Source organism: Tabrizicola sp., from assembly GCF_041911175.1.
Lineage (GTDB): Bacteria > Pseudomonadota > Alphaproteobacteria > Rhodobacterales > Rhodobacteraceae > Tabrizicola.
This window is the reverse complement of sequence record NZ_JAYRPN010000150.1, coordinates 1-12,189: the sequence shown is the minus strand read 5'-3', so window position 1 is coordinate 12,189 and position 12,189 is coordinate 1. Positions and strand designations below refer to the sequence as shown.

Genomic DNA, 12,189 nt, shown 5'->3' with positions numbered 1-12,189 from the left:
GTCGCCGGCGCTGGAAACGTCATTGGTGTCGAAGCGGGTGATCACGTCGCCGGAGGTGATCCCGGCATCCTTGGCCGGGCCGTCGGGCACGTCGGTCACCAGCGCACCCTTGGCATCCGCGAGGCCCATCGATTCCGCGATGTCCGGGGTCACGTCCTGGATGCGCACGCCAAGCCAGCCGCGCCGCGTCTCGCCGAATTCCTTCAGCTGGTCGACCACCTTCGACACCACGTTCGAGGCCATCGAGAAGCCGATGCCGATCGAGCCGCCGTTCGGGCTGAGGATCGCGGTGTTCACGCCGACGACCTGGCCGTCCATGTTGAACAGGGGTCCGCCCGAGTTGCCGCGGTTGATCGCCGCGTCGGTCTGGATGAAATCGTCATACGAGCCCTGGAGCTGCCGCCCACGCGCCGAGACGATCCCGGCCGAAACCGAGAAGCCCTGGCCCAGCGGGTTGCCCATCGCCATCACCCAGTCGCCCACCCGCATCAGGTCGGAGTTGCCGAAAGTCACGAATTCCAGCGGCTTGTCGCTTTCCACCTTCAGAAGCGCGATGTCGGTCTTCGTATCGGTGCCAACCAGCTTCGCCTTCAGCTTTTCGCCCGAGAAGAATTCGATCTCGATCTCGTCCGCGCCTTCGATGACATGGTTGTTGGTGACGATATAGCCGTCCTCGCTGACCACGAAGCCCGAGCCCAGGGCCTCGGACCGTTGCGGGCCGCCCTGGCCGGGGCCGCCGAAATCATCGAAGAAATCCTTGAACGGGCTGCCCTCCGGCACCTGCGGCATGCCGTCGGTCGGGGCGGCGATCATCGCGCTGGTGGTGATGTTGACCACCGCCGGGCTGATCTTCTGCGCCAGTTCGGCAAAGCTTTCCGGTGCGCCGAAGGCCTGCACCTCGGTCACCGGCGCGACGCTGAGACCGAAGCCCAGGACCAGCGCCAGAAGCGTGCTGGACCGCAAGGCGGAGCGGATGGTGGGGGTGAGATCGGGCACGATGCGAACTCCTGTTCATCGAGACTGGCGACGGTGGCGTCCCGTCGGAGGACCCTGCCGCGTCGAAGCTGAAGAAACAGTTAGTCAAAGGCCATCGCAATGCAAACCCCGTCGCATTGCTTCAAAGGGATGTGAAGGGATTTGTCATGCAGCCCGCCCCCGGATCAGAAGGGGCCGGCCAGCCAGGCCACCAGCACCCCGAGCGCCAGGGCAACGAGCCCGATCATCCGGCGCTGGTCGATGCCCAGCGACGCGATCAGCCGCAGGGCATCCTCGATCCGGCGGGGGGCCAGCGCCATGACCAGCCCCTCCACCGCCAGCACCAGACCCAGTGCCAGGACGACATGGCTCACGGCGCCGCCGGGGCCGGAGCCGGGGCGCCGGGACCGCGATCCGAGCGCAGATAGTCGAAGAACTCGCTATCCGGCTGCATCACGATGCTGGAATTGCCGCCCTTGAGGCTGGTCTCATAGGCCGCCAGCGAGCGGATGAAGGCGAAGAACTCCGGGTCCTTGCCATAGGCTTCGGCAAGGATGCGGTTCCGTTCGGCGTCGGCCTCGCCGCGGATCACCTCGGCCTGGCGCCGGGCGTCCGAGGTCAGCTCGATCACCGTCCGGTCGGCCGAGGCCCGCACCCGCTGCGCCGCTTCGCCGCCGCGGGCCTTTTCGTCCGCCGCTTCGCGCTCGCGTTCGGCCCGCATCCGGGCGAAGGTGGCTTCCAGGTTCTGCTCGGGCAGGTCGGTGCGGGTCAGCCGCACGTCGATCACGTCGATCCCCAGGGCCGCGCCCTCGCGCTTGGCGATGGTCAGGATCTGGTTCATCAGCGCGGCGCGATCCTGGCTCAGGACCTGATCCTGCGTGGCGTTGCCCAGCACTTCGGGGATCGCCTGGCTCAGGATGTTGCCCAGCAGCTGCTGCGCCCGATCCTCGCCCCCGGTACCGACCGACTGGCGGAATTCCACCAGGTCGACGATGCGCCAGCGGGCGAAGGCGTCGACCACCAGGCGGCGGTCGGACAGAAGCGTGACTTCGATGGGCTGGGTCTGCAGGCCGAGGATGCGGTCCTCGTAGGTGACCACGTCCTGCACCAGCGGGATCTTGAAGCCGAGGCCCGGATCCTCCTTCACCTGCATGACCTGGCCGAATTGCAGGACCAGCGCCTTCTTGCGTTCGTCGACGATGAAGACCGAGGAGAGCACCAGCACCAGCAGGACGACCAGCGCCGGAATGACATACATCACGCGCATCAGTTGGTCCCTCCGGTAGTGCCCGCGCCCTGGGCGGGGCTCATCCGGCCAAGCTCGTTCAGCGGCAGGAAGGGCACCACGCCCTGCCCGCCTTCGCCGCCCGAGACGCCGTCGAGGATCACCTTGTTCATCCCGGCCAGCACCCTTTCCATTGTTTCAAGATAAAGTCGCCGCCGGGTCACCTCGGGCGCCTTCACATATTCAGTGTAGACCGACAGGAAGCGCGCCGCCTCGCCCTGCGCAGAGTTCACCGCCTCGGCGCGGTAGCCTTCGGCGGCTTCGAGAAGCCGCGCCGCCTCGCCGCGCGCGCCCGCCGTCACCTGGTTGGCATAGGCGTCGGCCTCTTTCTCCAGCCGGTCGCGTTCCTGCTGGGCCGCCTGCACGGCGCGGAAGGCGTCGATCACCTCGCGCGGGGGCTGGGCCACCTGCAGGTTGACCCGGATCACGGTGATCCCCGCATTGTAGCTGTCGAGCGTCGCCTGCACCGCTGCCCGCAGGTCGGCGGCGATCACGCCCCGGTCGCGGTTCAGGATCGGCGAGAGTTCCGACCGGGCGATGATGTCGCGCATCGCGCTTTCGCTGACCGCCTTGATGGTCGCTTCCGGCTCGGCCAGGTTGAAGAGGTATTTCTCGGGGTCCGAGATGTTCCAGACCACCTGGAAGCCGATGTCGACGATGTTCTGGTCGCGCGTCAGCATCAGCCCGCTGTCGTTGCTGGCGGCCTGGGTGCCGATGTCGGTGGTGCGTTCGCCGGTGACCTGGACCTTTTCATACGTCACGATCGGCCAGGGCGCGAAGTTCAGGCCGGGGTCGCCGACGCCCGAGCTTTCGCCCAGGAACAGCTCGACCGAACGTTCTTCGGGACGCACGGTGTAGAAGGACATGAAGGCCCAGACCGCAACCAGCGCCAGCGCACCCAGCGCCATGCCCTGCCGGGTGAACATCGGACCGCCAGGCTCGCCGCCGCCGGGGCCGCCAGTGCCGTTGCGGCCGCGCCCGCCCATCAGCACGCGCAGCTGTTCCTGACCGCGCTTCATCAACTGGTCGATCTCGGAGACCTGCGGCCCGCCTTCGCCACGCCGCCCGCCGCGACGGTCGTCGTCGTCGTTGTTGCCCCTGCCGCCCCGGTCATCCCCACCCGAGCCGCCACCGCCGCCCCAGGGACCGCCACTGCCTGCCATCGATCAGAACCCTTTCTTGCACTTTTCCCTAAGCTGGTCATATCCAGCCGGAAATCAACCCATCGTGACCCGCCGTCAGGCGCTTCGGACCGGTTTTCGCATCGTTACCAGCTCTTCCGACATCGTCGGATGCACCGCGCAGGTCGCGTCGAAATCCTCCTTGGTGGCGCCCATGCGGATCGCGATGGCGGCCAGCTGGATCATCTCGCCCGCTTCCGGCGCGACGATATGACAACCCAGCACCCTGCGCGTCGCCTGGCTGACGATCAGCTTCATCAGCACCCGGTCCGGCTTGCCTGCAAAGGCGGTCTTCATCGGGCGGAAGGCGGTCGCATAGACCTCGATCGGCTCCTGTTCGCGGGCGGCTTCCTCGGACAGGCCGACCGAGCCCAGTTCCGGCTGGGTGAAGACCGCCGAGGCGACAAGCTGGTGGTCGAAGGCGGTGGGTTTCGCGCCGAAGACGGTGTCAGCGAAGGCATGGCCCTCGCGGATCGCGACCGGGGTCAGGTTGATCCGGCCGGTCACGTCGCCGACCGCGAAGATCGAGGGCACGGCGGTCTGGCTGTAGCGGTCGACCGGGATTTCCCCGCTGCGGCCAAGCTCCAGCCCCAGCGCCTCCAGCCCCAGTCCGGCCGAGTTGGGCCGCCGCCCGGTGGCGTAAAGCACCAGGTCCACCTCACGCTCGGACCCGTCCGAGCCGACGACCCGGATGCCGCCCGCAGTCCGTTCCAGCAGGGTGACGGAAGTGCCGAGGTGGATGTTGATCCCTTCCTCCCGCATCGTGTTCGCCACATGGCCGCGCACTTCGTCGTCGAAGCCGCGCAGGATCTGGGCGCCGCGGTAATACTGGTGGACCTTGACCCCGAGGCCATTGAGGATGCAGGCGAATTCGCCCGCGATGTAGCCGCCGCCCACCACCAGCGCCCGCTTCGGAAGGGCGGGCAGGTGGAACATCTCGTTCGAGGTGACGGCAAGTTCGGAGCCCGGAAATTCCGGCACGAAGGGGCGCCCGCCGGTGGCGACCAGGATGTGCTTCGTCGTGAATTCCTCGCCGGTGGCAAGCCGCACCCGGTGCGGATCGACGATCACTGCCCGGGTGTCATGCACGGTGACGCCCGCAGTCTTCAGCGTGTTGCGGTAGGCCGCTTCCAGCCGGTCCAGCTCGGCCTCCAGCCGGGTGCGGAAGACCGGCCAGTCGAAAGCGCCGGCCTCGGCCTGCCAGCCATAGGCGCGCGCTTCCTCGAAAAGTGCGGGGAAGCCGCTCGCGAAGACCATCAGCTTCTTCGGCACGCAGCCCCGGATGACGCAGGTGCCACCCATCCGGCTTTCCTCGGCCAGGCCCACCTTCGCGCCCCAGTCGCCCGAGGCGACACGCGCCGCCCTGACCCCGCCCGAGCCGCCACCGATGACGAAGAGATCGTAGTCGAAGGTCATCTTCACCGCCTCTGCCAGATTTGCGGTGTCCTGCGTAGCCGAACTTCCCGCCACACGAAAGCCCGCGAACGACGGACCCTCAAAGCCAGACACCCGGCGCTGAGAGCGCCGGGTGTCCGATCATGCAGTCCGTCCGGTCGACTTGTCGGGCTCAGTCCAGTGCCGAGGCCCAAGCGGCGGCCAGTCCGGGATAATAGCTGGTGGTCAGATTGTTGCGCTTGCCGGTCGCGGCACCGAACGGGATCCGGACGCCAATACCGTAGAAGTCATCGCTGCCGTTGTCTTCGGTGTTGGCAAGGATATCCATGTTCCGGTACGACAGGGTGCCGATCACGCGCTCGGAGAACTGATAGTCTACCGTCGCGCCCAGAGTCCGGTATTCCCCCCAATCCCCGCTGCCATCCTCGAAGACATTGGGCGAACGGCCCTGTTCGTAGTCAGCTGTCAGGGTGAACTTGTCGACACTCGTCGAAACGCCGACCCGCTGGAACCCGCCCGTGAAGGCATTGTCACCCGGGTCGCCCACCATGTCGGCGCGGCCAAGCTGGGCAAAGAACGTCACATTGCCCATCTCGTACTGCCCTTCGATCCCGTAGAGCTTTCCGGACTTATAGCCGTTGCCCGACGGCGTATCGTCGCTTTGGAATTGGTTGCGGCCGATGAATGCGCCGGCATAGGCGGTCCCGAACGTCCGGCCGAAGTGCAGGCCGATGCTGCGCGCACCCTCGGGTGCATAGCTGTCAAAGTCCTGGGATCCGATATTCCGGTTGAAGACGTTGATGTCGCCGAAGACCCGCCAATCCCCGAAGGTCATCCCGCCCCAGCCAGAGAGCAGGTAGCCGGGTTCGGAAAAGCGATCCTCGTCGTCGTCCGTGCTGAAGAGGGGCGCCTTGCCGAACGACAGCGAGACTTCACCGGCGAAGTCCTGTGCCTGTGCCGCCCCTGCCGTCAGTGCAAGCGCTGCCGCGACGATGATCCTGTCTATCATTTTTTTCCTCTTGGTTGCCCGCCCGGGACAGCTTGCACCGCGTTGATGGCTGCAAATCCCCTGATATGTGCATTCTGCAATAAGTTGCGGCATCGCGCCAGAAAACAGATACAACTGTGTTCGATTACTGCAAGAGAGGCAGATACTTGTTGCCTTGACGCAACGTTAGAAGGGCTGCCCTTCAGTCCAGGTCGGCGAAGATGTTGCGACTTTCGGACATGTCGACCGACCCGGTCTCGACCCGGCCCGAGTTGATGTCGCGCACTGTCACCCGCCCGTCGCCGTGGCCGATCACCACCACGTCGCAGATGTCGATGAAAAGCCCGTTCTCCACCACGCCGGGGATCTGGTTCAGCACCAGCGCCAGTTGCCGCGGGTTGCCGATCCGGGTCAGGCTGAGGTCGAGGATGTAGTGCCCCTCGTCGGTGCGCAGCGGCACGTCCTTCGCCATGCGCAGGGCCAGGTCGCGGCTCATCACGTCAAGGCTGTAGAGCGTTTCCTCGATCAGGGCCTTGGTGGTCTGCCAGCCGAAGGGGATCACCTCGACCGGCAGGGGGAAGGCGCCAAGCTGCGCGACCTCTTTCGCGGCATCGGCGATCACGATCATCCGGTCACTGGCCGTCGCCACGATCTTTTCCTGCAGAAGTGCCGCGCCGCCGCCCTTGATCAGGTTCAGGTTCTGGTCGAACTCGTCCGCGCCGTCGATGGTCAGGTCGAGCCACTTCGTCTCGTCCAGGCCCACGACCTTGAGCCCGAGGTGTCGCGCCAGGTCTGCCGTGCGCGAAGAGGTGGCGACGCAGGTGACGTTCAGCCCTTCTTCCCGCACCCGTTCGGCCAGGCAGCGCACCATCCAGGCCGCGGTCGACCCGGTGCCGAGGCCCAGCTTCATGCCGTTTTCGACGAAATCCACCGAACGGCGGGCGGCCACAAACTTGGCCTGGTCGATCGGAGACAGTTCGGCAGCCATTGCAATCCCCCTTGTAGCGCTTCCCGGATAGCGCAAAGCCTGGCTCAGGGCGAGAGGCTTCGCAATCCGGCACTACACTGTTTCCGGGATCACCCCTTCCGATCAACCCGAGCCGTCCAGCCGGGCCACCGCCGCCGCCACCTCGGCCGTAGTCAGTGCGCCATTCCCATCGGCATCGAGCTGCATCAGCGCGCGCAAGCCATCCGCCTCGTCCGCGCCCAGCGCCTGAAGCCCCGCCGCAGTGCCGAAGGCGGCCAGCTCGCTTGCGTCGACCGCGTCGTTGCCATCAGCATCAGCCGAGGCGAACTGCCGCTCCATCCGGCCCCGGCCCTGCGCGCTGGCGGCGTGCTGGGTCACGGCCAGCTCGGCCCGCGTGACCGCCCCGTCGGCGTCGAGGTCCATCGCCAGGAACCGCCGGAGCCCCGAGGCGCGCGCGCCCGCCCGCTCCAGCGCGATATGCGTCTCGATATCCTCGGCCCGCAGTCCGTCGGCCCCGCCGAAGCCCGCGATCAGGTCGACGGCGCGGGCTTCGAACCGGTCGGGGTTGCGCGACATCGCCTCTGCCAGCGCGTCCCCGTCCGCCCGCGCCATCCCCGAAACCAGAAGCCCCGCCACCATCATCCCGACCTGCCGCCACGCCATCGCCGCCTCCATCCTAAGCGGGCAAGCCTGACCCGAAGAAGGTTGCGGAAAGGTTAACGGCAGCGAACGCCCGGTCGGCACCCAGGATGCTGCGCAGTCCCGCGACATTCGGTCGCTTTTCGACCTGCACCGGGGCTGGAGTTCGCCATCTTGTCGGACTAGGGTCAGGATCACCGATGTACACGCTGCACTACGCCCCCGACAATGCGTCGCTCATCATCCGGCTGGTGCTGGACGGGGCGGGCGTTCCCTATCGCACGGCGCTGGTGAACCGGGCGTCGCGCCAGCAGGACAGCGCCGCCTACCGGGCGCTGAACCCGACCGGGCTGATCCCCACGCTGGAAACGCCCGTGGGCCCGATCTCGGAGACGGGCGCGATCCTGCTCTGGCTTTCGGACGCCCATCACCTTGGCCCCGGCCCCGCCGATCCTGACCGCCCGGCCTTCCTCAAGTGGCTGTTCTTCCTGTCGAACACCGCCCATGCCGAGCTGCGCCAGATCTTCTATCCGCACCAATATGCCCCGGCGGACGGCCATGCCGCGCATCTGGAGATCATGTCGACGCGGATGCTGCGCCACTTCGCGCTGCTTGATGCGGCGGCCTCGCAGCACCCGAAGCTTTTCGCCGCTGGCAAGCCCTTGGGCGTCTACACCATCGTCCTGACCCGCTGGGCCACGCTCTACCCGGTGACCGGGCCGCGCTGGCTGGACCTTGCCGCTTTCCCGGCGCTGGAGGCCCTGGCCCACGCGCAGGAGGCAAGGGTCGAGACCCCTGTCGTCGCAAGGGCCGAAGGCCTGGGCGCGCATCCCTTCACGCGTCCCGAGCAGCCGAACCCGCCGGAAGGAAGCGTGTTGTGACCCTGACCCTGCACCATGCCCCCGACTTCGCCTCGACCATCGTCCGCTTCGCGCTGGAAGAGCTGGAACTGCCGCATACCTTGGCCATCGTCGACATCGACGGCGGCGCGCTGGCCAGTGCCGAATACCGCCGGGTGAACCCGGTAGGCCTGATCCCGGCGCTGGAGACCGACCACGGCCCGATGTTCGAGACGGCGGCGATCCTGCTCTGGCTCGTCGACCAGACCGGACGGCTTGGCCCCGGCCCGCAGGACCCGGATCGCGGGGCTTTCCTGTCCTGGCTCTTCTTCACCTCGAACGCGCTGCACCAGGCGGCGCTGGCGATGTTCTACCCGCACCGCCCGGCGGGCGAGGCCAACACGGATGCCGCCCGCGCCGCCGCGCAGGAGCAGATCGTCGCGCGGTTGGGCCTGATCGAGGCGATGCTGGTGGCGCAGCGGCCCCGCTGGCTGTCGCCGGATCACCCCGGCGTGCTGGGCTACTACATCGGCGTGCTGGTGCGCTGGCTGATTGCGCTGCCGCCCGCGCCCTATGGCATCGCGCTGGCCGACTTCCCCCATCTGCACGCCGTCCTCGCCGCGCATGAGGCCCGCCCCGCTGCCCTGCGGGTTGCGGCCTCCGACGGGCTTGGCCCCACCCCCTTCACCAATCCGGGATCCTGATGTTCCTCTCCGTCTTCGACATGTTCAAGGTGGGCATCGGCCCCTCCTCCAGCCACCCGAGGGGCCCGATGGTCGCCGCCGCGCGCTTCCTTGAAAGCTTGCGCGCCTCGCCCTTCCATTTCCACGGGCTGAGGGCCTCTCTGCATGGCTCGCTCGCCTTCACCGGGGTCGGGCATGCCACCGACCGGGCGACGATCCTCGGCCTCGCCGGGTTCGCCCCCGACACCTATGACGCGGAGAAGGCCGAAGCCGCGCTGGCCCGCATCCGGGAAACGAAAACCATCGAGACCCCCGGCCTTGGCACGCTCGCCTTCGATCCCGCGAAGGACCTGACCTTCGACTATGGCCCCGCGCTGCCCGGCCATGCCAACGGCATGATCCTGAAAGCCACCGACGCCCAGGGCGACGTGATCCTGGAGGAGACTTACTATTCGATCGGCGGCGGCTTCGTGCTGACCGCGGCCGAACTGGCCGACAGCGGCGGGGCCAAGGCCAAGGCGCGGGCCGATGTGCCCTGGCCGTTCGAGACGGCGGCGGAAATGCTGGAGATGGCGAAGCGCTCGGGCCTGACCATCGCCGCGATGAAACGTGCCAACGAGCTGAAGTTCCGCTCTGCCGCCGAGCTTGACGCCGGGATCAACCGGATCTGGCAGGTGATGAACGACTGCATCTCGCGCGGCATGAAGGGCGAGGGCATCCTGCCCGGCGGTCTCAAGGTGCGCCGTAGGGCCAAGGGCATCCATGACGCGCTGATGGCCGAGCGCGGGCTGAACCTGACGCCGCCGCACACGATCAACGACTGGATGAGCCTCTACGCGATGGCGGTGAACGAGGAAAACGCCGCCGGCGGCCAGGTCGTCACCGCCCCCACCAACGGCGCGGCGGGAGTGGTTCCCGCGGTGATCCGCTACTGGCTTGACCACGTGCCGGGAGCAACCCCGGCAAAGGTGGGCGATTTCCTCCTCACCGCCTCGGCCATCGGCGGCCTTTGCAAGCACAACGCCTCGATCTCCGGCGCGGAATGCGGCTGCCAGGCGGAAGTGGGCAGCGCCGCCGCGATGGGGGCGGCGGGCCTCTGCGCCGTGCTGGGAGGCACCCCCGAACAGGTGGAAAACGCTGCAGAAATCGCCCTGGAGCATCACCTCGGCATGACCTGCGACCCGGTCAAGGGGCTGGTGCAGGTGCCCTGCATCGAGAGGAACGGCCTCGGCGCGATCAAGGCGGTCTCTGCCGCCTCGCTGTCCATGCGGGGCGACGGGCAGCACCTCGTCTCGCTCGACGTCTGCATCGAGACGATGCGCCAGACCGGCAAGGACATGCACGAGAAATACAAGGAAACCTCGCTCGGCGGTTTGGCGGTCAACGTCCCGAATTGCTGATAAGCCTTTCACATTTGCCCAAATATCCCCTGCGGAGCACACCCGAGCCGTTTTGCATCCTTCATGCAAAACGGCGAGACAAAGAGTCTTCGCGCGTCAGCGCTCATTTTGAAACCCGCCGCGATGTCGCTTTCAGGCAGGCACCCCGCGCGGCCAGCGGCTAGGCAACCCAGATGACCCGCGACACCACCCTCCAGGGCGTCATCCTGATGCTCGCCTTCTGCGTGATCGCGCCGCTTCTGGACGTGGGCGCCAAGCTTGCGGCGCAGAACGGCATCCCGGTGGGCCAGATCACCGCCGCCCGCTTCGTGGTGCAGACTGCGCTGATGCTGCCGGTCGTCGCGCTGATGCGCCTGTCGCTGCGGCTGTCGGGCAAGGCGCTGGCCTATACCGCGCTGCGCGCGGCTCTCCTCCTCGTCTCGACCTTCGCCTTCGTCTCGGGCATCCAGGTCATGCCCTTGGCCGATGCCCTTGCCATCGTCTTCGTCGAGCCCTTCATCCTTCTGATCCTCGGCCATTTCCTCTTCGGCGACCAGGTCGGCCCCCGCCGCATCGCCGCCTGCGCGGTGGGTTTCGTGGGCGTGCTGCTGGTGATACAGCCCTCGCTCGCCGCCTTCGGCCTGGTCGCGCTCTGGCCGCTCGCCACCGCTGTCCTCTTCGCGCTCTACATGCTGGTCACGCGCGGGATTTCCAGCTGGATGCACCCCGTCACCATGCAGTTCCACACCTCCTGGACCGGGCTTCTGCTCTGCCTGCCGGTCATGCTCTTGGCCGACGGCTCCGGCATCCCGGCGCTGGACCCGGTCTGGCCCTCGGGGTGGAACTGGCTCTGGCTCTTCATGGTCGGCTTCTTCGCCGCCGTCAGCCACATGTGCATGACCTATGCGCTGAAATTCGCGACGGCATCCGCGCTGGCGCCGCTGCACTATCTGGAGATCGTCACCGCCGTCACCCTCGGCTACCTGATCTTCAACGATTTCCCCAATGCGATGACCTTTGCCGGCATCGCGATCATCGTCGCCTCGGGCCTCTACATCATCCACCGCGAGCGCTTGACCGCGAAGGCCAAGGCGCGCGAGCCGCAGATCAGCCTGTTGCCAGAAGAGCCCTGATCGCCGCGTCGAGCCTGCGGCGCGGCAGGATCACCAGCATGCCCCGCCGGTCGAACTCCAGCACCACCCGCCGCCGGGCCACCCGGTTCGAGGTGCCGATCATCCCGTCGGGGGCGAATCTCAGGCCCGTGATCGGCCATTCCAGCCCTGCGCTGCGCCCCGTCACCTGCGCCATCGGAAACAGCGACAAGGGCTCGCCCGGCACGAGGTCCAGATCCAGCCGGGGCGGGGCGGCGAAGGCCAGGTCCTGCGGCCCGATCAGGATGCAGCGCCGTTCGGACCGCGCGATCAGCGTCGACAAAGCGGCAAGCCCGTGGTCCAGCCGCGCCCCGGCAAAGCCCAGCGCCAGCACCAGCGGCGCCTCGATCAGCCGCAGCGCCTTGTCAAAGTCGGTGGTGACCTGTTCGGCCACAAGGTGTTGACGCTCAACCGGAATTTCCGCCCGCGCCCGGGCCGAGATCGAATCCATGTCGCCGATCACCGCCTGCGGCGCGACCCCAAGGTGCAACAGCCGGTCCGCCCCGCTGTCGGCCGCCACCGGCACCGGCGCGCGCGCCAGCGCCAGGCGCAGGTCGCGCGCGGTGAACGGCCCCCCGCCCGCCAGCGTTACACCGTGGGTTGACTGGACAATCGGTAAATTCATGTAAGACTGTATCCAATTAAGGCAGGATTCCCGGGGTCCGGCCACAATCAATCCATCAAATTACCCCTGTCTGTCCATGCAT

At 67.2% G+C, this 12,189-nt stretch carries 13 protein-coding genes; 4 read left to right on the top strand and 9 right to left on the bottom strand.

Translation table 11 applies throughout. The annotated features are described in order from the left end of the window. The 8 genes from ACE3P6_RS20855 to ACE3P6_RS20820 form a co-directional block, all read right to left on the bottom strand. Positions 1 to 996 (bottom strand): trypsin-like peptidase domain-containing protein (locus ACE3P6_RS20855; protein ID WP_374398344.1); only part of this gene is annotated, 996 nt, incomplete at its 3' end. A gap of 164 nt (positions 997 to 1,160) precedes the next feature. After that, complete coding sequence (locus ACE3P6_RS20850; RefSeq protein WP_374371178.1) at positions 1,161 to 1,349, bottom strand: DUF2065 domain-containing protein; 189 nt, start codon at positions 1,347 to 1,349, stop codon at positions 1,161 to 1,163. Beyond that, complete coding sequence (gene hflC / locus ACE3P6_RS20845) at positions 1,346 to 2,242, bottom strand: protease modulator HflC (protein ID WP_374398343.1); 897 nt, start codon at positions 2,240 to 2,242, stop codon at positions 1,346 to 1,348. Before hflC ends, ACE3P6_RS20850 begins: the two co-directional genes overlap by 4 nt. Then, the gene (gene hflK / locus ACE3P6_RS20840) at positions 2,242 to 3,423 is read right to left on the bottom strand and encodes an FtsH protease activity modulator HflK (protein ID WP_374398342.1); all 1,182 of its coding nucleotides are present in this window, start codon (positions 3,421 to 3,423) and stop codon (positions 2,242 to 2,244) included. Before hflK ends, hflC begins: the two co-directional genes overlap by 1 nt. Positions 3,424 to 3,498: 75 nt before the next feature. Continuing rightward, the gene (gor, locus tag ACE3P6_RS20835; protein WP_374398341.1) at positions 3,499 to 4,857 is read right to left on the bottom strand and encodes a glutathione-disulfide reductase; all 1,359 of its coding nucleotides are present in this window, start codon (positions 4,855 to 4,857) and stop codon (positions 3,499 to 3,501) included. Positions 4,858 to 5,008: 151 nt separating this feature from the next. Continuing rightward, the gene (locus tag ACE3P6_RS20830; RefSeq protein WP_374398340.1) at positions 5,009 to 5,845 is read right to left on the bottom strand and encodes a hypothetical protein; all 837 of its coding nucleotides are present in this window, start codon (positions 5,843 to 5,845) and stop codon (positions 5,009 to 5,011) included. A 181-nt stretch (positions 5,846 to 6,026) separates the two neighbouring features. Further along, positions 6,027 to 6,812, bottom strand: a complete 786-nt coding sequence (rpiA, locus tag ACE3P6_RS20825; protein WP_374398339.1) for a ribose-5-phosphate isomerase RpiA — start codon at positions 6,810 to 6,812, stop codon at positions 6,027 to 6,029. 102 nt (positions 6,813 to 6,914) lie between these two features. Beyond that, entirely contained in the window at positions 6,915 to 7,454 is a 540-nt protein-coding gene (locus tag ACE3P6_RS20820; RefSeq protein ID WP_374398338.1) for a hypothetical protein, read from the bottom strand. 176 nt (positions 7,455 to 7,630) lie between these two features. Between ACE3P6_RS20820 and ACE3P6_RS20815 the strand changes: the two genes are divergently transcribed. The 4 genes from ACE3P6_RS20815 (at position 7,631) to ACE3P6_RS20800 (ending at position 11,464) form a co-directional block, all read left to right on the top strand. Then, positions 7,631 to 8,311: a glutathione S-transferase family protein gene (locus ACE3P6_RS20815; protein WP_374398337.1), complete on the top strand. Its 681-nt coding sequence runs from the start codon at positions 7,631 to 7,633 to the stop codon at positions 8,309 to 8,311. After that, positions 8,308 to 8,973: a glutathione S-transferase family protein gene (locus ACE3P6_RS20810; protein WP_374398336.1), complete on the top strand. Its 666-nt coding sequence runs from the start codon at positions 8,308 to 8,310 to the stop codon at positions 8,971 to 8,973. Before ACE3P6_RS20815 ends, ACE3P6_RS20810 begins: the two co-directional genes overlap by 4 nt. Further along, positions 8,973 to 10,352, top strand: a complete 1,380-nt coding sequence (locus tag ACE3P6_RS20805; RefSeq protein ID WP_374398335.1) for an L-serine ammonia-lyase — start codon at positions 8,973 to 8,975, stop codon at positions 10,350 to 10,352. Before ACE3P6_RS20810 ends, ACE3P6_RS20805 begins: the two co-directional genes overlap by 1 nt. A gap of 173 nt (positions 10,353 to 10,525) precedes the next feature. Further along, on the top strand, positions 10,526 to 11,464 hold the full coding sequence (locus ACE3P6_RS20800; protein WP_374398334.1) for a DMT family transporter: 939 nt from the start codon (positions 10,526 to 10,528) through the stop codon (positions 11,462 to 11,464). Here ACE3P6_RS20800 and ACE3P6_RS20795 read toward each other — a convergent pair. Continuing rightward, positions 11,439 to 12,107, bottom strand: a complete 669-nt coding sequence (locus ACE3P6_RS20795) for a thiamine diphosphokinase (RefSeq protein ID WP_374398333.1) — start codon at positions 12,105 to 12,107, stop codon at positions 11,439 to 11,441. The two genes, ACE3P6_RS20800 and ACE3P6_RS20795, sit on opposite strands and share 26 nt — an antisense overlap. Positions 12,108 to 12,189 lie beyond the last annotated feature (82 nt).

What these genes read in the sequence shown, in the direction of transcription:
- hflC (WP_374398343.1), bottom strand. Translation starts at nt 2,242, where the DNA reads ATGCGCGTGATGTATGTCATTCCGGCGCTGGTCGTCCTGCTGGTGCTG.
- hflK (WP_374398342.1), bottom strand. Translation starts at nt 3,423, where the DNA reads ATGGCAGGCAGTGGCGGTCCCTGGGGCGGCGGTGGCGGCTCGGGTGGG.
- gor (WP_374398341.1), bottom strand. Translation starts at nt 4,857, where the DNA reads ATGACCTTCGACTACGATCTCTTCGTCATCGGTGGCGGCTCGGGCGGG.
- ACE3P6_RS20830 (WP_374398340.1), bottom strand. Translation starts at nt 5,845, where the DNA reads ATGATAGACAGGATCATCGTCGCGGCAGCGCTTGCACTGACGGCAGGG.
- rpiA (WP_374398339.1), bottom strand. Translation starts at nt 6,812, where the DNA reads ATGGCTGCCGAACTGTCTCCGATCGACCAGGCCAAGTTTGTGGCCGCC.
- ACE3P6_RS20820 (WP_374398338.1), bottom strand. Translation starts at nt 7,454, where the DNA reads ATGGCGTGGCGGCAGGTCGGGATGATGGTGGCGGGGCTTCTGGTTTCG.
- ACE3P6_RS20815 (WP_374398337.1), top strand. Translation starts at nt 7,631, where the DNA reads ATGTACACGCTGCACTACGCCCCCGACAATGCGTCGCTCATCATCCGG.
- ACE3P6_RS20805 (WP_374398335.1), top strand. Translation starts at nt 8,973, where the DNA reads ATGTTCCTCTCCGTCTTCGACATGTTCAAGGTGGGCATCGGCCCCTCC.
- ACE3P6_RS20800 (WP_374398334.1), top strand. Translation starts at nt 10,526, where the DNA reads ATGACCCGCGACACCACCCTCCAGGGCGTCATCCTGATGCTCGCCTTC.
- ACE3P6_RS20795 (WP_374398333.1), bottom strand. Translation starts at nt 12,107, where the DNA reads ATGAATTTACCGATTGTCCAGTCAACCCACGGTGTAACGCTGGCGGGC.